The sequence below is a fragment of the Nakamurella sp. genome (assembly GCF_044224575.1).
In the GTDB taxonomy this organism is placed as follows: domain Bacteria; phylum Actinomycetota; class Actinomycetes; order Mycobacteriales; family Nakamurellaceae; genus Nakamurella.
Genome location: NZ_JBGAKE010000035.1, coordinates 1 through 20,228, shown reverse-complemented (window position 1 = coordinate 20,228; position 20,228 = coordinate 1). Strand labels below are relative to the sequence as shown.

Genomic DNA, 20,228 nt, shown 5'->3' with positions numbered 1-20,228 from the left:
GGGGCTGCGATGAGCAGGAGGGACGGCGGCGCACCGCAGCGATGGACCGCGATCCTATTCCGGTGGTGCGGCGGCGCCTGCGCTCACCCGCCGAACACCTCGGCCAGCCAGTCGTAGGTCCGCAGGTCGTACAACGCCCGGCTGCCCATCTCGCAATGGTCGCCGGCGCCCTCGGCCCCGAGGAAGGTTAGCCGGGTGGTCGGTGCCCGTATCTCGTCGGCGACGAGATCGGCGCTGGCGGACAGCGGATCGTTCTCCGCCGCGCACACCAGGGTGCGGCAGCGGATGTCCGCCAACCGGCCGTCGAGCGTGAACGGAGCGATAGCGGTCAGGTACTCGGCGAGCGAGCCGACGCCGTGCACCATGAAGCCGCGTTGCATGATCGCCCAGCGCTGGGCCCGGTTGGCGGCGATGCCCCGCTCCACGGTCGCCAGGACGTCCGCCGGGAGGTCCGGATAGCCGGCGATGACGTCCTCGGGGACGCCGGCCGCGCGCAGCCGCCCCGTCATGCCCGCGTCCATCGCGAACAGCCCCGGATCGGCGATGCACGCCGCCAGCCGATGCTCGCCGCTCGCGGCCCGCAGGGCCAGGTACCCGCCCAGGCTCCACCCGGTCAGGGCGATCCGCGCCGGATCCACGTCCGGCCGGGCGAGCGCGACGTCCAGGACGGCCGGCAGCACGTTCTCCCAGTCGGCCCGCAGGTACAGGCCCTGGTCGAACAGGACCCGACCCTGGCCGGGCCCGTCGAAGATCAGGCAGTTCCAGCCCCGGGCCAGGACGGGAAGCGTCTGGGCCAGGAAGGTTTCGTAGATCGTGGCGTCATAGCCGTTGGTCACCACCACCAGCGGCCGGCGACCGTCACCGGCGCGGTGGAACCAGCCGGGCAGGGTCGTCCCCTCGAACGGGATCTCCAGCTGCTCACCCGGGCGGTCGAGCAGCGCGTTGGCCTTGGCAAAAGCGTCCGACTGTCGGGCCAACCCGGTGCGCAGCCGCTCGTCGATGGGCGCACCGAACAGCGGGTGGTAGCCGATCGCGTAGTAGCGGCATGCCCGCAGGTAGGTGTCCCGGGCGACCGCGCTACGGTGCCCGGCCGCCACCGATCGGTCGGCCACCGAGACGAGGCGCTCGGCGGTCGTCGTCCACGAGTCGTGCCAGGCGTCATCGTCGCCGTCCGCGATGTCGGCACAGGCGGCGACGACCTCGCCGGGGGCGCCCCCGAGACCCAGGCCCAGGGCGAACGCGAGATCGTCGAACAGTGGGTCGGTGGACAGCATGTCGGTGGGTATCCTCCCTCGTGGCGGGCCACGATCAGCGGCCCGGCTCTCGGTCGGGCCTTGGCGTGGCCTCAGCTCATCGAAGGCGACTCCGCCGGGCAATAGCGCTGGCACTACAACGCCCGCCGCGCCGCCGGGTCGGGGTGGAGTGGGTCACATCGATCGCCGGCAGGTCGTCGGGCAGTGGTAGCAATGGACGCGCACGGTACCGTCGCATCCCGCCCGCGACGGTCGTCGTGCCGCCCGGCCGGAGCAAAGGAGCGTCCGATGTCCACCCGCCCCGCGGTGCCCGCCGGTCGCCGGCCGATCGTCATTCCGGATCTGTTCGAGATGAAGCGCGCCGGCCGCAAGATCGTCATGGTCACCGCGTACGACCACCCGAGCGCCGTGGCCGCCGAACTGGCCGACGTCGACATGGTGCTGGTCGGCGACTCAGGCGCGATGACGGTGCTCGGCCATCCCAGCACCGTGCACGTGACCGTCGACGAGATGCTGGTGCTGACCAAGGCCACCCGCCGCGGCGTGACGCACGCCATGCTGGTCGCGGACCTGCCGTTCGGCTCCTACGAGGTGAGCGACGAGCAGGCCATCGAGACCGCCGTCCGGTTCGTCAAGGAGGGCGGTGTCGACGCCGTGAAGCTCGAACGCGGCGATCCGGATTCGGTCAGCCGGGCGCGGGCCATCGTCAACGCCGGGGTCCCGGTGGTCGGCCATGTCGGCCTCACCCCGCAGTCCGCGACGTCACTGGGCGGGTACCGCGCGCAGGGCCGCAGCGCGGAATCCGCGATCCGGATCACCGACGGCCTGCTGGCCCTGCAGGACGCCGGCTGCTGCTGCATCGTGCTGGAGGCCGTGCCGAACGCGCTGACCACCGAGATCATGCCGCTGACCACGGTGCCGATCATCGGCATCGGCGCGGGCCCGGACACCGACGGCCAGGTTCTGGTCTTCCACGACCTGCTCGGTATCCGGGAAGGCAAGGGGGCCAAGTTCGTTCGCCGCTACGCCGACCTGCTGGACGCGATGGCCGACGGGGTCGCCGACTACACTCGGGAGGTGCGGGCCGGCGACTTCCCGGCGCCCGAGCACGCCTACGGCATCGACGCGGCCGAGCTCGCCCGGTTCCGCGAGCTCCGCGGGAACTGACCGTGCCCGCGGCGCGGCCCGACGAATTCGACGTGGAGGTCGATGACGCTGCCGTCGTCGACCTCGCTGCCCGTCTGGTGCGGCTGCGCACCGTGCACGAGGGACCCGGTGACGTCGAACGGCCGGCCGCCGAGCTGCTGGCCGAGCTGATGCGCGACTTCGGCTGGGCGGTCACCAGCGTCGAGGCCGCACCCGGCCGGCCCTCGGTGATCGGTGTCGTCGACGGTGGCCGCCCCGGGCGGACCCTGATGTTCGAAGGGCACGTCGACGTCGTCACCGAGGGCGACCCGGGCTCCTGGTCGTTCGACCCCTACGCCGGCGACATCATGGACGGGCGGCTGCGCGGCCGGGGGAGCGCGGATATGAAAGCGGGGGTGGCCGCGATGCTGCACGCCGCGCGCGCAGTCGAGCTGGGCGGCTTCGCCGGCCGGATCGTCGTCGGGGTGCTGGCCGACGAGGAGGGAATGATGCTGGGCGCCAAGCGGTTCGCCGCCGACCTGGTCGCCGGGTCGCTCGCCGGGATCGACCGGATCGACGGGGTGATCGTCGGCGAGCCCGAGGGCGGCGAGGTCTGCCCGGTGGCCAAGGGGGCGATCCGGCTGGTGATCACGTTCACCGGCGCGATGGCCCACGGCGCGATGCCCTGGATGGGCCGGAACCCGCTGCCGGCGATCGCCGCCATGCTCGCGGCCATCGCCGACACCCAGCACGTCCTGCGCGCCGCACACGGCGATCACCCGCTGCTCGGCCCGATCTGCCTGACCCCGACGGTCCTGCAGGCCGGGGACCTGGAGCAGATCAACGTCATGCCGGCCACCGCGACGGTGGCGCTCGACATCCGGACCACGCCGGCCGTCGTGCACGCCGCGTTGATCACCCAGCTCGCCGACACGGCCGGCCGGATCGCGCAGGACGCCGGCCTGACCGCGCAGGTGACCGTCATCGACGACCGGCCTCCCGTCGACACCCCGGTCGACCACCCGGTCGTCCAGGCGATGCTCGCCGGGCACCGGGCCGCCACCGGCGCCGACGCGGTGATCGGCGGTGTTCCCGGCGCGACCGACGGCACGATCCTGACCCGCGATGCTGGGCTGGCCACCGTGGTCTACGGTCCGGGCGGCAAGTGGATCGCCCACCAGGCCGACGAGTATGTCCCGGTGGCCGACATCGCGACCTGCACCCGCGCGTACGTCGCGGCGGCCCGACATTTCCTGGGGGACTGATGCGGATGCGGCCGGGCCGGCACAATGCGCTCATCGACGTCGCGGGCCTGCGGGTCGGGCACCACACCGCCGTCGGCCACGGCTTTCTCACCGGCACCACGGTGATTCTCGCCCCGGACGACGGCATGGTCGCCGGCGTCGACGTCCGCGGCGGCGGTCCGGCCACCCGGGAAACCGACCTGCTCGGCCCGACCGCCTCGGTCGAGCGAGTGCATGCGATCGTGCTGTCCGGCGGCAGCGCGTTCGGCACGTCCACCGGCACCGGCGTCGCCGACCAGCTGGCCGCCCGCCGGGTGGGTCTGCGGGTCGGACCGCACCCGGACGCCGTGGTCCCGTTGGTACCCGGCGCGTCGCTGTTCGATCTCGGTCGCGGCGGCTCGTACACCGCCCGGCCGGACGCCGGCTTCGGCGCGGCCGCGCTGGCCAACGCGCTGGCCGACACCGATGCGGGCGAGCCCCGGTCCGGCGCCGCCCAGGGCAACGTGGGCGCCGGGACCGGGGCGGTCGCCGCCGGGCTCAAGGCGGGCATCGGCACCGCGTCGGTGCTGCTGCCCGGCGGGGCAACGGTGGCCGCGCTGGCCGCGGTGAACGCCGCCGGCAGCCCGCTCGACCCACGCACCGGCGGCCTGCTCGGCGAGCCGTGGCTGCTGCCTGGCGACGCGCCCGACCAGCCCGTCCCCGACGACGCCGCCCGGGCCCGGCTCCGGGCGATCACCGCTCCGGACGTCGCCGGGTTCGATTTCGGCCCGGCCCGGCCTGGCCAACCCCCGACCCCACCCGCCGATGCCGCCCTGCACACCACCCTGGTCGTCGTCGCCACGGACGCCACGCTGACCAAGGTGCAGTGCACCAAGATGGCAGCGGTCGCCCAGAACGGGATGGCCCGTGCGCTCAATCCGGTGCACACCATGGATGACGGCGACATCGTCTTCGGCGTCGCCACCGCCCGCGGCCCCGTGCCGGACCCGCTGCGCTACCGGCAGATCACCGTCGAAGCGGCCAACGCGGTCAGCCGGGCGATCGTCCGGGCCATGCTCGCCGCGGCCTCCGTCGGCACCCCGGCCGGACAATGGCCCTCGTGGACGGACGTGGTGCACGGGGCGCGCTGATCGCCGGCCGCTGCTGCGCCGCCGCCGGCGCTCTGCTGTGGGTGGCGATGCAGGTGCTGGCCGGCGACCCGTTCCCGCCGGAGATCTCGGTCTCCCAGTACGGGCTGGGCCCGTCCGGCTGGGTCTTCACGGTGTGGGCGCTCGCGCTCGCCGTGGCACCGCTGCTGCTCCTGGAAGCCGCCCCCGCGCCGGGCCCCGCGGCCGCGCTGTTGTGGATGGGCCTCGCCGGCGCCGCGGTGATGGCGGTCGTGCGCACCGACGACGGCGGGGGAGCGATGTCCTGGCACGCCCAGGTGCACATGGTCGGCGCGATCGTTGCCCTGGTGTTCCTGCCATTGGGCATCCTGGCGGCCATCCGGGTGGCCGGGCCGTTGGCCAGGCGGGTTGCCGCGGTTCTCGCGGCGGCGGCCGCGGTGGTCGGCCTGCTGGTCGTGGTCTCGGCGGCGGGGGTGGACACCGCCGGGTTGAGTGCCCCCCGGTCCTGGGCACTATGGCAGGGCACGTTGGTCGTCATCGACATGCTGCTGGTCGGCGTCCACGCGGTGGCGGCCGGCCAATCCCGGATCCGAGCGGCCGGCCCCGGAGGTTAGCGTTGGCACTGACCGGGACACCCACCGCCGGTCGAGTCTTCAGGTCAAGGAGCGCGCATGACGCAACCCAGCACCCCCGTCCAGGACTCCGCCGCTCGCCGCCGCCCGCATGTGGTGGTGCTGGGTGGCGGGTTCGGCGGACTGACCGCGGTGAAGGCGCTGGCCAAGGCCGACGTCGACATCACCCTGGTCGACCGGCATACCTATAACGCCTTCCAGCCGCTGCTCTACCAGGTGGCGACGGCCGGACTGAACCCCGGCGACGTCACGTTCTTCCTGCGGGCCACCCGGATGGCGCAGAAGAACGTGTGCTTCCGGCAGGGGGAGGTGGCGGGACTCGACCCGGCCGGCCAGGTGATCATCTTCACCGACGGCAGCACGATCCACTTCGACTACCTGATCATCGCCACCGGCGCCACCACCAACTACTTCGGGACCAAGGGGGCGGCCGAGCACTCCCTGGCGATCTATACCCGGGCCCAGGCCCTTCGGCTGCGCGACCGGATCTTCACCAACCTGGAGCACGCCGCGGCGGCCCAGACCGAGGAGGATCTGGCCATCGTCGTCGTCGGCGCCGGACCGACCGGGGTCGAGATGGCCGGTGCGCTGGCCGAGTTGCGCAACGACGCGATGGCCACCGTCTATCCCGAGTTGGACCCGCGGCGAACGCACATCGTGCTGGTCGAGATGGCGGACAAGGTCCTCGCGCCGTTCGCGTCGTCCCTGCGCGAGTTCGCCGCTCGAGCCTTGCGCGAGCGCGGGGTCGAGCTGCGGCTCAACACGTCCGTCTCCGAGGTGCGGCCGGATGGCGTCGTGCTGGGCGGCGGCGAGTTCCTCAAGGCCGGGGTGGTGGTCTGGGCGACCGGGGTGACCGTGCCCGCAGTCGTCGGCGAGTGGGGCCTGCCCCAGGGTCGCGGCGGCCGGATCAGTGTCGACAAGGACCTGCGGGTGACCGGGTTCCGCACGATCTTCGCGGTTGGTGACGTCGCGTTGCTGCCCGATCCGCTGCCCCAGCTGGCCCAGCCGGCGCTGCAGGGTGGGCGGCACGCCGGCCGGCAGGTGGCCGCGCTCGCGCTCGGCCGGCCCACCCACCCGTTCCACTACCACGACAAGGGCACGATGGCGACGGTCGGCCGGCGTGCGGCGGTGGCCGACATCGAGCTGGTCGGCGGCCGGTCGATCCGGCTGACCGGCACGCTCGCCTGGTTCGCCTGGCTGTTCGTGCACATCGTCATGCTGCTCGGCAACCGCAACCGGTTGGCCACGTTCGTCAACCTGACCACCAAGTACCTCGCCCCGTCGCGCCGGACCAATCCGATCGTCGGCGACGTGCCGGTTTTCGAGCATCCGGGACGAAGTTGACCCATCAACATTGCCGGTGTTTCTGGGTACTCTCGTAGGTATGACGTCCTCCCCGCGCTGGCTCAGCGAGTCCGAGCAGCGTGCCTGGCGGGCGCTGCAGCAGTTCGGCGCGCCGTTGGCCGCGGCGCTGAACCGGCAGCTGCTCGCGGACTCGGCGCTGTCGTCGGCGGACTATCAGGTGCTGGTCGTGCTCACCGAGACCGACGGCGGCGTCCTGCGGGCCGGCGAACTCGGCCGGGCGACCGGGTGGGAAAAGAGCCGGCTCTCGCACCATCTCAAGCGGATGGAGACCCGGGGCCTGGTCCGCCGGGACGAGTGCCTGACCGACGGGCGGGGGCTCCTCGTGCGGATTACCGACGCCGGGCGGCAGGCGATCGCGGACGCGGCTCCGGCCCATGTGGCGACCGTCCGGGATCTGGTGATCGATGCGTTGACCCCGGAGCAGTTGCGGGTACTGGCCGAGGCAGGGGAGGCGGTCGGCGCCCGGCTCACCGCAGTGAACTGTGGCGCCGCCGAGGCCGACCTGGCTGCGGATGAGGGGGAAAATGTCTCAACCTCCGGTAGAGGGTGAAGGTTCTGCCGTCCCGATCGACGGCACGGCGCCGGTCTCGCGGACCCGTCGAGCGATGTCGGCCGCCGCGAGCGGCCGCGACCGGGCCATCCGGCAGTTCGTCGGGCTGCTCGTCCCGGTGATCCGGGCCACCCGGTTGCCGCTGCTGGTCGTCGTGCTGTTCCCGGTGGTGCCGGCCGTGCTGGTCATCGCGATCGCGCTGGCCCGGCCCGGACCGGACGACTGGTTCTGGGTGGTGTTCGCCGCACTCGGCCTGCTGGTGGGCGGCTGGCTCGCGCTGCGCCGCCGCCAGTTGCTGGCCGTGGCCGCCGACCCCGAGGTGTTGATCACCGCGCTGACCGGCTTGGTCACCGGGCGGGAGCTGTGGACGCAGCTGGTCGACAACCTGTCTGCGGGCCGGGTCGGCGTCGCCGTCGCGCGCCGATCCCGCCCGTTGCGGGTACTGGGCGGACTGTGGCGGGGCGTGCGCGCGGCCGGCGTGATCGCCGAGTTCGCGGCCAGCGACGAGCTGGCGCCGCTGACCCCGTTGCGGCTGCGCGGGATCTGGCTGCTCGTGCTGGCCTGCCTGCTGGCCGGGGTGGTGATGGGCGTCGCGGTGCTCGTCGGCGCCCTGCTGTACCTGCTCGGCGCGTAACCGGGGCCGGGCGGCCATCGGCGACGGGCCGGCCGGATACGGTGGGGACATGATCGACGAGACACAGCCGGGGTACGACGTCACCGAGGGCGTCTCCGAGCAACTGACCGTCAGCGACACGCTGGCCGATGATCGGCTCGACGACTACCTGGACGAGGGCTACAACCCACCCGACCGTGAGCCGTCCGTGCAGGTGCCCACCGAGGCCGAGGAGGAGCGGGGGCTCAGCCTGTCCGATCTACTCTCCGCCGAGACTCCCGACGTGTGGGAGGACGCCGACAGCAACCTGTACGACGAGTCCGGCGACGAGGTCGGCGGTGTGCGGGCCGGACGTCTGGTCGGCGACGGGTCCGATGCCTACGGGGACACCCGCAACGACGTGCTGGCCGACGACGTCGGCATCGACGGCGCGGGGGCCAGCGCCGAGGAAGCAGCGATGCACGTCATCGACGAGTACGACCAGCGCTGACGGCAGCACCGGATGACCGCTGCGGCTTTCGCGGTCGGCGGAAAACCGTTGCGCCGGTGCGGGACGCGACGTAAGTTCGCGGGTACACGCAACCGACCGAAAGGGACCCTCCAGTTCTCATCGAGAAGCTGCGGTCCAGCAATCCACGGACAGTCACCCGACCCCCGGTGCCGCCGACCCTGTCCAGTCGGCCCCTCGCTCATTCGACGAGGGTCACGGCCCGGGGGTTGTCCATGTCCGGAGCGGGATCGCTCGGACCCGCCCGGCCGCCTCCGGGCCCGACAAACCCCGCTACAGGCCCCGCTCGACCGGCATGATCCCGCGGTCCACCGCCTTGACCAGCGCGGCGTGATCGGCCTCGGTCTGGTCGGCGTAGAGCCGGGCGAAGCGGGCCAGGGCGTGATCGAGCTTGTCCGACTTGCCGCAGTAGCCGGCGATCATCGACGCCCCGGACGTCCGGGCGTGCCCCTTGGCCAGCAGGTGCCCGACGATCCCGGCGTAATCGGCCAGCGCCGACCCGTCGATCGAGTCCAGCGCCACCGTGCCCTTCATGTTGCGGAACTGCCGCACGTAGTACTGGCGCCCGTCGGCCTCCGCCCAACCCAGCAGTGGGTCGCTGACCGTCTGCAGCGCCTGCTGGTACTCGACCACCCGCTGACCCTGGTGGGCGTGCCATGCCGATTCGCCGTGCACGTACTTCGCCAGCACCGACCGGCGAGCCTGCTTGAGCTGCAGGAACACCACGTCGTCGGGACTGCTGCCCTCCAGCAGGACCACATACGCGCGCAGGCCGACGCTGCCCACGCCGACCACCTTGTGCGCGATGTCGACGATCGTGTAGCCGCCCAGGGCGCGTCGCCAGTGCGGGGCGAGGGTCTGCAGGTAGCCGTCGAGCCCGGCGGACAGCACCTGGTAGTCCTGATCGCTGACCCGGGTGATCAGCGGAGGGTCCTCGACGATCCGCCGCCGGCCCTGCTCCTCGTGGGTGAACCGAGGCAGCGCCCGGTCACTGGTGCGGTGCCGGGCCCGGGCCACCGCGCGGCGGATCTCCTGCCGCAGGGACTCGTGCGAGGTGGTGCTGTGGAGGTGATCGACGTCGATTCGCTGGTACGAGCGGGCCAGCAGAGGGGTGAGGGCCAGCTCGCGCACCTCGGTCCGGTAGGCGGCGGCACACTGGATCGCGGCTGATTCGCAGTCCGCCTCGCTCGCCCCGTTCTGCCGGCCGGCCACCCAGATGCTGGCGACCAGGCGACGCAGGTCCCATTCCCAGCCGCCCGGGTGCGCCTCGTCGAAGTCGTTGAGGTCCATCACCAGGTCGCGTTCGGGGGAGGCATAGAAGCCGAAGTTGCCCAGGTGCGAGTCGCCGCAGATGACCGGGGTGATTCCGGTCGAGGGCAGCCGGGCGACGTCCTCGGCCATCACGATCGCGGTGCCGCGCAGGAAGCCGTAGGGGCTGCCGATCATCCGGCCGACCCGCACCGGGATCAGCCAGTCCAACCGCCCCTCATGCGAGTCCATGATCAGCTGCACCGGGTCCGGCCGCCCGATCGGCGGTGCCCAGTCGCCCAACGACTGCCGGGACACCCTGTCCCGCAGGTCCTTCCCCATCCGGAAGCGGTCCGCCCGGGCGGTCGGCCGCTTGGACAGCGAGTCGAAGGAATCGCTGTCCGCGGTGGCCAGAACGACGTGCCCGCGAGATTTGTTACGCCCGATCACATCCGGACCCTAACGCCACCGGCGCCCCGGCGCGCGGACGCCCTGCCGCCGGACCGCCCCGCCGGTTCCGCGCGGAGGCCATCCCCGGGCCGCCGCCCTCCCGCGCGTGTCAACTGGGAAGGCGCGGCTGAACCGGGCCGCCGCCCTCCCGCGCGGATCAACTGGGCCGGCGCGGCTGAACCGGGCAACTTGCGTCCCACCCGCCACAATCGACGCCGTTTCGTCCGCGCAGTTGCCTACGGGTCCGTCTCAACGGGTGCCGCGGATCAAGTCCCGGGGACGCCGGGGCTCGAGCTCGGATCCGGCCGGGAGCACCGTGTCCGCGGGGATCCGGCGATGCGATCCGACCAGGACCGGGTGCACCGCGTTCGGTGCGCCGAGGACCGCCCGCCGGCCGATCACGCTGCCCTCGGCGACCACCGATCGGGCCACCGTCGCACCGGCCCGGACCACCACGTCGTCCATCAACACGCTGTGCCGCACCCGCGCGCCACGCTCGATCACGACGCCGGGACCGACGACCGAGTTCACCACCTCACCGGCCACATCGGCGGCCGGCGCGAGCGCGGCGCGGTCCAGCGACGCTGTGCGCCGCACGATCGCCGGTCCCCGCACCGGCATCGAGGTGAGGATCGGCCAGGCCGGATCGTCCAACCGGAACGGCGAGCGTTTCCGGAGCAGTTCGAGCTGCCCGTCCAGGTACGCGGTGGGCGTGCCGAGGTCACGCCAGTGCCCGTCGTGCCGGAAGTCGGCCACCACGCCGTCCGTGACGAGCCGGGGGAGCAGCCGCTCGCCGTAATCGCCCAGCTCACCGTCGCGGTGCAGATCGTGGAGCTGCTCGGCCAGGGCGGCCGGCCGGTAGGCGAACACCTCGGTGCCGACGCAGCGGCCGGTCGGCGAATCCGGCTTGTAGTCCACCGACCGCACCCGGCCGCCGTCGGCCTGGACGACCAGGTAGCGAGACACGTCGGTGCCGGCCGGCATGACTGTCGACACCACGGTCGCATCGGCGGCGGCGTCGAGGTGGGCGCCGATCACGTCCCGTAAGTCCAGCGAGGTGGGCGCCGATCACGTCCCGTAAGTCCAGCGTCAGCAGGTGATCGGCGCTGCACACGAGCAGGACGTCGGGATCGAACGAATCGATGACCGGCCAGTGACGGACCAGCGCGTCCGCGTTGCCGGAGGCGAAGCCATCGTGCTCGGGTCCTTGGAACGGAGCCAGGATGCGGAACCCACCCCGGGTCCGGTCCAGGTCCCACGGCCGGCCGCCGGCCAGGTGCTCGCCGAGCAGGTGCGGCTCGTACTGCTGCAGCACCCAGACATCGGTCAGTCCGCTGTGCGTCGCGTTGGACAGCGCGATGTCCACCAGCCGGTAGTTGCCGCCGACGGGTAGCGACGGCTTGGCCCGTCCGGTCGTCAGGGGGCCGAGCCGCGAACCCCGTCCGCCGGCCAGGACAACGCACAGTGCGCGTACACGGGTCATGCACAGTCACTTCCCTGCCCGGCCACCCGCCACGCGGTGTTTCATCCGCTCCGGGACGGGTTACCCAGTACCCGGCGACCGAGTGCTCCGGCGCACACTCTGTGCGACGGCTGTGGGCCGCCCATGGCGGCCTGAGTCGGAGATTGCTCCGAACGGGTGAATTCGAGCATTTCACACGATCGGTCAATCGGCGCTCCACGGGACGTCAGCTCACCCCGGTCCAGCAGCGGAAACGTCCGGCGCCGGGTGGTCATGTCGATCGTTACCATTCCGTTATGTCCAAATCGGCTCCCTGGACATTCCCCGACCCGTCCGTATCGTCTGTCGGGGCCGGGTTCTCGACCGGCAACCAGTCCAGAAACCTCCGGGCCACGCGCCGAGTGCTGTCCGCTCCGGCCCGGAGACCGTGACCGCAGAAAGGCTAGGACAGCAGCGGGGAAACCAACTTCGGGAGCCGCACGGCTTCCTTGGGGTTAATCCGGCATCGCGTCAGCGGGGCCGGACGGGCGATCCCCTGCACCCATCTGCCATCCGCTCGTGCGGAGGCGACTTGGGTCGCGCCCGAACCCGACAGCTCACCTCGCAGGCGCAGCTAGGGGAAACCATCACATGACGCGTCGTACCGTCGCACGCCATCGCAAGCCCTCCGTGGCTCGCACCCTTGCCCTTCGCGGCGCCGCCGTCGGCGTCGTCGCCGGGGCTGCCGCCCTCGGCCTCGGAGCCGGAACCGCCTCCGCCGCACCGGATTCGACCTGGGATTCGGTCGCGCAGTGCGAGAGCAGTGGCAACTGGTCCATCAACACCGGTAACGGCTACTACGGTGGCCTGCAGTTCTCCCAGTCGACCTGGAATGCCTTCGGCGGCCAGGAGTACGCCTCCCGCGCCGACCTGGCGACCAAGGAGCAGCAGATCGCGATCGCCGAGAAGACCCTGGCCGGTCAGGGCTGGGGCGCCTGGGCCTGCGCGTACGCCGGCGGCGGCGAGGGCCCGTCCCAGCGTTCGGTGAGCAGCTCCGCGTCGTCCAACGACTCGTCGAACGAGCAGTCCAGCTCGTCGAACCAGGCATCCCGCGGCAGCCGCAGCACGAACAACGACGACCAGCAGTCGTCGCGCAGCAGCCGGTCGTCGAACGACAACGAGCGTTCGTCGTCCTCGGTGAGCTCCGGCAGTGCCGCGGACGGCAGCTACACCGTGGCGTCCGGCGACACCCTGTACAAGATCGCCGCCGCGAACGGGGTGGCCGGTGGCTGGCAGGCCGTCTACCAGGCCAACGCCGACATCATCCCGGATCCCGACCTGATCTTCCCGGGCCAGGTCATCCGCATTCCGTGAGCTGACGGGGAGCCGATCGTCGGTGATCGGCTCCCCACCGGCCGTCCCCGCGCCCCGGTAGCATCCGGGCGTGGGGGGACGCCGGGTTGCCGTGACCGCAGCCGGCACCGCGGTTCTGTTGGCGGCTCTCGACGCGTACGTGGTCGTGGGGCTGCTGGTCGACATGGTGATCGACCTGGGCATCCCGGTGGGCCGGCTGGAGCGGGCGACGCCGATCGTCACCGGCTTCCTGCTCGGCTATGTGGCCGCGATGCCACTGCTCGGACAGGCATCGGACCGTTTCGGCCGTCGCCGGGTCCTGCAGCTGTGCCTGATGGGGTTCGCCGTCGGCTCCGCGATCACCGCCCTTGCCGGGTCGATCCCGCTGCTGGTGTTCGGACGCGTGGCGCAGGGTGTCGCCGGGGGCGCCCTGCTCCCCGTCACGATGGCGCTGGTCGCCGACCTGTGGCCGGAACCGCGCCGGGCCACCGCGCTGGGTGCCGTCGGCGCCGCGCAGGAGATCGGCAGCGTGCTCGGCACCCTGTACGGCGTCGGGTTGGCCGCCCTGTTCGGGTCCTGGCCATTCTTCGTCGATCTGCAGCCGGAGAGCTGGCGCTGGGTCTTCTGGGTCAACCTTCCGCTCGCCGTCATCGCGATGATCGTCGTGCAGGTCAGTGTGCCGGCGGGGGTGCGGGCGACCGGTCCCGGCGGCGTCGACGTGGTCGGCGGCGGCCTGCTGGCCCTGGCTCTGGGTCTGCTGGTGGTGGGCCTGTACAACCCCGACCCGGCGCACTCCGTGCTGCCCTCCTGGGGCCTGCCCTGTCTGGCCGGCGCCGTTGCCCTGGTCGTTGTCTTCGTGCTCTACGAGCGGCGGGCCCGGGTCCGGCTGCTCGATCCGGACGGTGTCCGCTTCCGCCCGTTCCTGCTGGCGCTGGGCGTCAGCGCCATCTCCGGGGCCGCGTTGATGGTCACCCTCGTCGACGTCGAGCTGTTCGCGCAGACGCTGCTGCGGATGGATTCCGCCCAGGCCGCCCGTCTCGTCGCCCGCTTCCTCGTCGCGCTGCCGATCGGGGCGGTCATCGGCGGCCTGCTGGCCCGACACCTGGCGGAGAGCTGGGTCGGCGCCGTCGGTCTGCTGATCGCCGCGATCGGCTACCTGTCGATGGGGCGGTGGACCGCCGGGGTGGCCGGCGAGTTCCATCCGTTCGGTCTTCCCGTCCTGGACACCGACCTGGTCATCGTCGGGCTGGGTCTGGGGCTGGTGATCGCCCCGCTGTCCTCGGTCGTGCTGCGGGTGGTGCCCGGGCGGTCGCACGGGGTCGCGTCGGCCGCCGTCGTCGTCGCGCGGATGACCGGCATGCTGGTCGGGCTGGCGGCGCTGACCGCGTTCGGCCTGTGGCGGTTCGGGCAGTCGACCGCGCGGCTGGTGCCGCCATTGCCGATCGGGATGACCGACGAGCAGTTCAACGAACGGTTGGCCGCCTACACCCAGGCGTTCCTGAACGCAGTGGAACGCCAGTACCAGGAGATCTTCCTGGTCACCGCGGCCCTGTGCCTGGTCGGGGCCGCATTGTCGCTGCTGTTGCCCCGGCGGAGTCGCCCGGTCGAGATGCAGCCGTCGGCGGACGTCCCGGGATCAGGCGATGCGGCGTAGCCGGGTGATCGTCAGGCCCGGCTCGGCCACCAGGTCGTCGAGCCGGCCGGCGAATTCGACCAGGTGCGGGGCGGCCAGGTGGGTGTCGAGAAGCTCAGCGCTGTCCCAGTTCTCGTACAGGTAGAACAGGTCGGGGTCCTCGATGCCTTGATGCAGGTCGTAATTGACGAAACCCTCCTCCGCTCTGGTCGGCCCGACCAGGGCGGCGAGAGCGTCCTGCAGTTCCTGCCGTTTGCCCGGTTTGGCCCGCATGTGCGCAATGACCGTCAGCAGTTGGGGATTGGCGTCGGTGGGTGTCGTCATCGTTGACTCCTGGCGGAAGAAAAGGGGTTTCGAGGGGACCGCGGTCGGCCCCGGAATTGTGGCCCAAGTTCGACGGGAGCGCTAGATTTCGGGGTATGACCGAGGCTTGTCGGGGGGACCGCGACGGGGGCGACGTCACCGACGCCCGCCGGGAGATCGGGACGGCGATGGCCGGGGCCGCGCTGGCCTGGCTGGACACCCTCGACGACGAGCAGCGCGCGATCGGGGTCGGCCACCCGCCCGCCGACGATGCCACCGACGCGGAGCGGCGCCGCTGGTTCTACACGCCAACCGACCACGGCGGGCTGACCGTGCACCAGCAGCGGCCCGATCAGCACCGGGCGATGATGCGCCTGATCTCCACCGGACTGTCCACGCCCGCGTACGTCACGGTGGCCACGATCATGGGCCTGGAGAACGTCCTCGACCAGCTCGAGGGGTTCGTCACCCGGTTCGACCGGGTGCGCGGCCGCGACCCCGGGCTGTACTACCTGCGGGTGTTCGGTGAACCGGGCGGGCCGAAGCCGTGGGGCTGGCGGTTCGGCGGCCACCACGTCTCGCTGAACAACCTGGTCGTGGACGGCGCGCTGGTCGCGTCGACACCGCTGTTCCTCGGCGCCGATCCGGCATCCTCGCCGCTGCTGGGCGGGGCGGTCAACCGGCCGCTGGCCCGGGTCGAAGATCTGGGTCGGGATCTGGTCCGCTCGCTGCACGGCGACGTCCGGCGGCGGGCCGTCCTGCTCGACCGGGCGCCCGCCGACCTGGTCGCGGCCAACCGGACGGTCGTCGCGGACGGCGACCGAACCATCCCGCTGGTCGGCATCTGGCGCGACGAGAAGTTCCCCGACCCGGTGGAACAGGCCAAGTTGCAGGCTCTTTCCGACAGGTTCGACGAGAACGCCGGCCTGTCCGACGCCGATCACGAGGTCGTCTCGTACCGCACGGCGCCCAAGGGCGTCGCCGCGGCCGAGTTCGACGGGGATCAGCGGGCGGTGCTCGGCGCCCTGCTGGACACCTACTTCGGGCGGGTGCCGGCCGCGGTGTCGCCGGCCGAGCGCTACCTCGACGACGCCGTGCTGGACCAGGTGTTCTTCGCCTGGGCCGGGCCGACCGACGAGGGGCAGCCGCACTACTACCGGTTGCAGGGGCCGAACCTGCTGATCGAGTGGGACAACACCCAACGCAGCGCCAACCACGCGCATTCGGTGTGGCGGGACCCGAGCACCGACTTCGGCCTGGATGTGCTGGCCGGGCACCGGGCGGCCCACCGGCACTGAACCCGGCTCAGCGGGTCGGTCGGGCGGCGGCCGACGACATCGGCTGCCTGGCCTTGGCCGGGTTCACCAGCGCATCCGGGTGGGCCGGCGTCGCGTCCGGCCCGCTGACCCGGCCGCATGCCTTGCCGCCGGTGACGCAGGTGGCGAACGCGGTGTCGAACGTCGCCTGGGTCCACCCGTTGACGAAGTCGGCGTGCGCGGTGTCGGTCGATCCGGCCATCCCGGGCCCCATGGACAGGGTCAGGTTCTGCGCCGACGACGTCGGATAGGTCTCGTGCAGGACGACCTGCGGGATCCGCACCGGATGATCGGCCGGGCAGGTGTCGCCCGTGCCCGGATAGATGACGTTCGTCTGGGTGGCGCCGTCCAGTGTGTGCCCGTCCCAGCACGACGGGAACGTCAGCACCAGCCGCACCTGCTCGCCGGCGGCGCAGTCGTGCGGGGTATCGGCCGCGCCGCTGATCACCCCGTTGCCGTCGCACTGCCAGGTGACCACCTGCCGGCTCTGCGGTGCGGTCGCCTTCTCGTCGCCGGCGATCAGGCTGATCCCGGCCGGCATGGTCTGCGTGGTGGCGGCGTCCCGGCCGGGGGTGCGCCAGTAGATCAGCGCCTTCGACGGCGCCAGCGCCTGCCCGTCCCGGTACAGCACGGGGGTCCAGTAGGACGAGGCGTCCGCACCGGTGGTGCACGTGGTCGCGCCCCCGGTGAGGGTCGCGGCCGTCGATCCGGCGGTGACGCCGGTGTTGCCGAAGAAGTTGTGCAGCATCGCGACCCCGGCCTGGCCGGGGTACAGGATCGGGTCGTCGTTGGCGGTCCTCGACAGCCCGCAGGTGTCGGTGAAGATCGCGCTCTGTGGGACGCCGGCCGGCGGCGCCTTCATCCGCATCCCGCTCGGGGTCGTCGCGGTCGCCGATGCGGCCGGCGCCGCGGCCGCTGCGGAATCGTTGTTATGACCGGACATGGCGTACGCGGTGCCGCCGCCGACGACGGCGATCGCCAGGATCGCGGCCGCGGCGATCGTCGTCGTCCGGTGCCGGGCGACCCAGCTGCGCCCTGGTTCCTGATGAGTCATCCTGGAGCCTCCCCTCCGACTTGGACCGTTGGGCCCGCTCGCCGGGTTGACCCGGACCACATCCGACGCTGCCAGCGGCGCGCGGCGATCGGGTTCGGCGAATGTTCAGTTCCGGTTCGGACGGATCACGCTGGTTCCGGGCCCACCTCCTGGAAGAGGGTGAGCTGCAGCCCGGCCGGCGCGGCCAACCGCGCGTTCAGCGAGTCCCACGGCGTCCGGGTGGGCGGCGCGATGAGTTCGGCGCCGGCGGCGACGAGGGTGCGGGTCGTCCCGTCGACGTCCGCGACCTCGAACGCGACCCGCAGCCGGGGGGCCACCCGCCGGCCCACCTCGATGTCGTCGATCATCGCCACCTGGGCCGGGTTGGACAGCTCCAGCGTCGCGCGGCCGACGTCCAGGATGGTCACCTTCTCGCCGGCGGCGCCGTGCACGACCAGTTCCTCGCGGGCGCCGAGCACGTCCCGGTAGAAGGTCACCGCCTCGTCGTAGTCGGCCGCCTCGACGACGAGTCGCATCTGCCGCACCACGCGTTCGCTCACCATGCCACCTCTCGTGGGGCCGGCCGGTTCGCGCCCCGCTCGCCGATCATCGGTCAGGATCCGGGGACCAGCACGGCGGCCCCGTTGACCCGGTCGGCGGCCAGATCGGCCAGCGCCCGGTCGGCCGCGCCCAATGGGTACGGTGTCGTGCTGACCGCCAGCCGGTGCCGGCCGGCCAGCGTCAGGAACTCCCGACCGTCGGCGCGGGTATTGGCGGTGACGCTGCGCACCTCGCGTTCGTAGAACAGCTCGGTCTCGTAATGCAGCACCGGCACGTCGGACAGGTGGATGCCGGCGATGGCCAGCACCCCGCCACGGTCCAACGCGCGCAGGGCCACCGGAACGAGATCCCCGGCCGGGGTGAAATTGATGGCGGCATCGAGCTTCTCGGGCGGCTCGTCGGCGGCGCCACCGACCCACTCGGCGCCCAGCGCGCCGGCCAGCTCGCGGGCGGCGGCCGCCCGGGTCATCACGAACACCCGGGCGTGCAACGCGGCGATCGCCAGCTGCGCGGTGAGGTGGGCACTGGCCCCGAATCCGTAGATGCCTAGCCGACCGCCCGGCTCGAGCCCGCTGCGGCGCAGCGCCCGGTAGCCGATGATCCCGGCGCACAGCAGCGGCGCCAGTTCGGCGTCGGAGTACCCGTCCGGCAACCGGTACGCGTAGTCGGCCGGCACGGTGGCGTACTCGGCGTACCCGCCGTCGGCGTCCCACCCGGTGTAGGCGGAGTTCGGGCACAGGTTCTCCGCGCCGCGCCGGCAGTACGGGCACTGACCGCAAGTGCGTCGCAGCCAGGCGATGCCGACCCGGTCACCGATGTGGTGATCGGCCACCGTGGTGCCCATGCCCACCACCTCGCCGACGACCTCGTGACCGGGCACCACGCCGGCTCGGTGCACGGGCAGATCGCCCTCGGTGACGTGCAGATCGGTGCGACATACCCCGCACGCCCGAACCCGGACCAGCAACTCGTCCGTCGCCGGCGCCGGCGTCGGCAGCTCGACCGGCCGCAGCGGCCGGCCGGCGATCGGGCTGGGAGCGAGGACGCGCCACGCCTGCATGACGGAGGGTGTGTTGGTCACGTTTCTAGGATGAACCACGTGGACACCTGGATCTGGATTGCGCTCGTGACGTTGGCCGTGCTCACCATCCCGTTCCTGGCGATCCGCCGGGCGGCGAGGAGCAGGGTCGATCCGACGAACGTCAGCATCGACGCCGATCTGGCCCATCGGGTGCGCGTGCTGTGCCGGCAGGACAAGAAGGTGGAGGCGGTCAAGGAATTGCGTGACGCCACCGGTCTGGCCCTGCGGGACGCGCTGACGATCGTCGAGAAGCTGGCCGCCAGCGACCCCCGCAAGCGCTGCTGACGCCATACCTACCCTTCGCGGCCGCGCACCGCGGCGAGGATCTCCCGGTCCCGGCAGGCCGCGCCGAAGGCTTCGATGCGGCGGCGGATCTCGCGGCCCAGCAGCCAGTGCCCGATCGGCTCGGCGACCCGCCGCAGCCAGGCCGGCCGGACCGAATAGGTGTACTTCCAGACGGCCCGCGTCCCCTTCGGATGGGCTTCGAACCGCCACCCGCCGCCGAAGCGTTCGAAGAACCACGGGCCGTCGACCATCGTCATGCCCACGCTGGTCGGCGGCCGGTACGACACGTACTCGCTGGTCATCGCCGGTCCCAACCGGGCGACCGTGCGGGTGCGAACGCCCTTGCCGGGTTCGGTCGCACCGTCCAGGAAGAACTGCCGGCGGATGAACGGGTCCCAGGACAGCCGCACCGCGCCGGTGGTCTGGGACACGGCGAAGGCCACGTCCGGCGGGACCGGCACGATCACCTCGGCACTGACCTGCGGCATGGGATTCACGGTAGCCTGCGGGCCGTGCGCATCTCCGTCTCCGCCGACGAGGACACCGGCGTCGCGCGGGCCGTGCTCGAGGAACTTGCGCGGCGGGGCCACCGGCCGATCCCGCACGGCGCACTGACCGACGCGGAGCGGCCGGACTGGGCGTGGGCGTCCGAGGCGGTCGCGCGGGACGTCGCCGACGGCCGGGCCGACGCCGGCATCGTCTGCTGCTGGACCGGCACCGGAGCGAGCATCGCGGCCAACAAGGTGCCCGGTGTGCGGGCCGCGCTGTGCTGGGACGCGCCGACCGCCGCGGGCGCCCGCCAATGGAACGACGCGAATGTGCTGGCCCTGTCGCTGCGCTGGACCTCGCGGGCCGTGCTGACCGAGATACTGGACGCCTGGTTCGGGGCGGGCGCCTCCACCGATGCCGGCGACCGGGCCAACATCGATCACCTCGATGCGATCGGCCCACCCACCTCGAGTTGATCATGGGCTGGTGGCCGTTCCGCGGCCCCTGGATTCATATGGTCGATGCAACACACCCTGACTGAGGAGTGTTGCGTGTCTTCAAGATCGATGACCGGCCCGCGGAAGCGGGTGTACGACTGGCAGGACAAGGCCGCGTTCTTCGGTGCGGTGATCGCCGGCA

The 20,228-nt window shown here is 72.1% G+C and carries 21 protein-coding genes, 1 pseudogene and 1 riboswitch; of the genes and pseudogenes, 13 read left to right on the top strand and 9 right to left on the bottom strand.

Going from position 1 to position 20,228, the window contains the following annotated elements:
* Window positions 1–83: 83 nt before the first annotated feature.
* Window positions 84–1,274 carry an alpha/beta hydrolase family protein gene (locus ACILSK_RS24355; protein WP_395729778.1) on the bottom strand — a complete coding sequence of 397 codons (1,191 nt, stop codon included), beginning with the start codon at window positions 1,272–1,274 and terminating at the stop codon, window positions 84–86.
* Window positions 1,275–1,541: 267 nt separating this feature from the next.
* On the opposite strand from ACILSK_RS24355, the gene panB reads away from it, so the two are divergent.
* The 8 genes from panB to ACILSK_RS24315 are packed head-to-tail and all read left to right on the top strand — an operon-like array spanning window position 1,542 to window position 8,378.
* A complete protein-coding gene (gene panB / locus ACILSK_RS24350; RefSeq protein WP_395729777.1) occupies window positions 1,542–2,420 on the top strand; it encodes a 3-methyl-2-oxobutanoate hydroxymethyltransferase in 879 nt (292 codons plus the stop codon).
* 2 nt (window positions 2,421–2,422) lie between these two features.
* Window positions 2,423–3,643: a M20 family metallopeptidase gene (locus tag ACILSK_RS24345; protein ID WP_395729776.1), complete on the top strand. Its 1,221-nt coding sequence runs from the start codon at window positions 2,423–2,425 to the stop codon at window positions 3,641–3,643.
* The gene (locus ACILSK_RS24340) at window positions 3,643–4,752 is read left to right on the top strand and encodes a P1 family peptidase (protein ID WP_395729775.1); all 1,110 of its coding nucleotides are present in this window, start codon (window positions 3,643–3,645) and stop codon (window positions 4,750–4,752) included. The genes ACILSK_RS24345 and ACILSK_RS24340 overlap by 1 nt, the downstream gene beginning before the upstream one ends.
* Window positions 4,722–5,342 carry a DUF998 domain-containing protein gene (locus tag ACILSK_RS24335; RefSeq protein WP_395729774.1) on the top strand — a complete coding sequence of 207 codons (621 nt, stop codon included), beginning with the start codon at window positions 4,722–4,724 and terminating at the stop codon, window positions 5,340–5,342. The genes ACILSK_RS24340 and ACILSK_RS24335 overlap by 31 nt, the downstream gene beginning before the upstream one ends.
* 57 nt (window positions 5,343–5,399) lie before the next feature.
* Window positions 5,400–6,704, top strand: a complete 1,305-nt coding sequence (locus ACILSK_RS24330; RefSeq protein ID WP_395729773.1) for an NAD(P)/FAD-dependent oxidoreductase — start codon at window positions 5,400–5,402, stop codon at window positions 6,702–6,704.
* A 40-nt stretch (window positions 6,705–6,744) separates the two neighbouring features.
* A complete protein-coding gene (locus ACILSK_RS24325; RefSeq protein WP_395729772.1) occupies window positions 6,745–7,275 on the top strand; it encodes a MarR family winged helix-turn-helix transcriptional regulator in 531 nt (176 codons plus the stop codon).
* Window positions 7,276–7,330: 55 nt separating this feature from the next.
* On the top strand, window positions 7,331–7,909 hold the full coding sequence (locus ACILSK_RS24320; RefSeq protein WP_395729771.1) for a hypothetical protein: 579 nt from the start codon (window positions 7,331–7,333) through the stop codon (window positions 7,907–7,909).
* A gap of 49 nt (window positions 7,910–7,958) precedes the next feature.
* On the top strand, window positions 7,959–8,378 hold the full coding sequence (locus ACILSK_RS24315) for a DUF5709 domain-containing protein (protein WP_395729770.1): 420 nt from the start codon (window positions 7,959–7,961) through the stop codon (window positions 8,376–8,378).
* 291 nt (window positions 8,379–8,669) lie between these two features.
* On the opposite strand, the gene ACILSK_RS24310 is transcribed toward ACILSK_RS24315, so the two are convergent.
* From ACILSK_RS24310 to ACILSK_RS24300, 3 genes and pseudogenes are all read right to left on the bottom strand, one after another.
* On the bottom strand, window positions 8,670–10,094 hold the full coding sequence (locus tag ACILSK_RS24310) for a DUF2252 domain-containing protein (protein ID WP_395729769.1): 1,425 nt from the start codon (window positions 10,092–10,094) through the stop codon (window positions 8,670–8,672).
* 249 nt (window positions 10,095–10,343) lie between these two features.
* Window positions 10,344–11,132, bottom strand: coding sequence for a sugar phosphate nucleotidyltransferase (locus ACILSK_RS24305; protein ID WP_395729768.1), 789 nt, complete (start codon window positions 11,130–11,132; stop codon window positions 10,344–10,346).
* Window positions 11,133–11,238: 106 nt separating this feature from the next.
* Window positions 11,239–11,577 (bottom strand): annotated as a pseudogene (locus tag ACILSK_RS24300) (sugar phosphate nucleotidyltransferase); the annotation flags it as partial.
* Window positions 11,578–11,978: 401 nt separating this feature from the next.
* A riboswitch (cyclic di-AMP (ydaO/yuaA leader) is annotated at window positions 11,979–12,180 on the top strand.
* A 6-nt stretch (window positions 12,181–12,186) separates the two neighbouring features.
* On the opposite strand from ACILSK_RS24300, the gene ACILSK_RS24295 reads away from it, so the two are divergent.
* Window positions 12,187–12,909, top strand: coding sequence for a transglycosylase family protein (locus ACILSK_RS24295; protein WP_395729767.1), 723 nt, complete (start codon window positions 12,187–12,189; stop codon window positions 12,907–12,909).
* Between the two features lie 70 nt (window positions 12,910–12,979).
* A complete protein-coding gene (locus tag ACILSK_RS24290) occupies window positions 12,980–14,542 on the top strand; it encodes an MFS transporter (RefSeq protein WP_395729766.1) in 1,563 nt (520 codons plus the stop codon).
* Here ACILSK_RS24290 and ACILSK_RS24285 read toward each other — a convergent pair.
* Window positions 14,525–14,845, bottom strand: a complete 321-nt coding sequence (locus ACILSK_RS24285; protein ID WP_395729765.1) for a putative quinol monooxygenase — start codon at window positions 14,843–14,845, stop codon at window positions 14,525–14,527. The genes ACILSK_RS24290 and ACILSK_RS24285 overlap by 18 nt on opposite strands.
* 95 nt (window positions 14,846–14,940) lie before the next feature.
* On the opposite strand from ACILSK_RS24285, the gene ACILSK_RS24280 reads away from it, so the two are divergent.
* Complete coding sequence (locus ACILSK_RS24280; RefSeq protein WP_395729764.1) at window positions 14,941–16,122, top strand: DUF3500 domain-containing protein; 1,182 nt, start codon at window positions 14,941–14,943, stop codon at window positions 16,120–16,122.
* A 7-nt stretch (window positions 16,123–16,129) separates the two neighbouring features.
* Here ACILSK_RS24280 and ACILSK_RS24275 read toward each other — a convergent pair whose 3' ends face one another.
* The 3 genes from ACILSK_RS24275 to ACILSK_RS24265 form a co-directional block, all read right to left on the bottom strand.
* Window positions 16,130–17,194 carry a DUF1996 domain-containing protein gene (locus ACILSK_RS24275; protein ID WP_395729763.1) on the bottom strand — a complete coding sequence of 355 codons (1,065 nt, stop codon included), beginning with the start codon at window positions 17,192–17,194 and terminating at the stop codon, window positions 16,130–16,132.
* 125 nt (window positions 17,195–17,319) lie between these two features.
* Complete coding sequence (locus ACILSK_RS24270) at window positions 17,320–17,736, bottom strand: VOC family protein (RefSeq protein WP_395729762.1); 417 nt, start codon at window positions 17,734–17,736, stop codon at window positions 17,320–17,322.
* Window positions 17,737–17,786: 50 nt separating this feature from the next.
* Window positions 17,787–18,794, bottom strand: a complete 1,008-nt coding sequence (locus tag ACILSK_RS24265; protein ID WP_395729790.1) for a zinc-binding alcohol dehydrogenase family protein — start codon at window positions 18,792–18,794, stop codon at window positions 17,787–17,789.
* A gap of 39 nt (window positions 18,795–18,833) precedes the next feature.
* On the opposite strand from ACILSK_RS24265, the gene ACILSK_RS24260 reads away from it, so the two are divergent.
* The gene (locus tag ACILSK_RS24260; RefSeq protein WP_395729761.1) at window positions 18,834–19,100 is read left to right on the top strand and encodes a hypothetical protein; all 267 of its coding nucleotides are present in this window, start codon (window positions 18,834–18,836) and stop codon (window positions 19,098–19,100) included.
* A gap of 8 nt (window positions 19,101–19,108) precedes the next feature.
* Here ACILSK_RS24260 and ACILSK_RS24255 read toward each other — a convergent pair whose 3' ends face one another.
* The gene (locus tag ACILSK_RS24255) at window positions 19,109–19,588 is read right to left on the bottom strand and encodes an SRPBCC family protein (RefSeq protein ID WP_395729760.1); all 480 of its coding nucleotides are present in this window, start codon (window positions 19,586–19,588) and stop codon (window positions 19,109–19,111) included.
* Between the two features lie 24 nt (window positions 19,589–19,612).
* On the opposite strand from ACILSK_RS24255, the gene ACILSK_RS24250 reads away from it, so the two are divergent.
* On the top strand, window positions 19,613–20,065 hold the full coding sequence (locus ACILSK_RS24250) for an RpiB/LacA/LacB family sugar-phosphate isomerase (protein ID WP_395729759.1): 453 nt from the start codon (window positions 19,613–19,615) through the stop codon (window positions 20,063–20,065).
* Window positions 20,066–20,228: the final 163 nt, after the last annotated feature.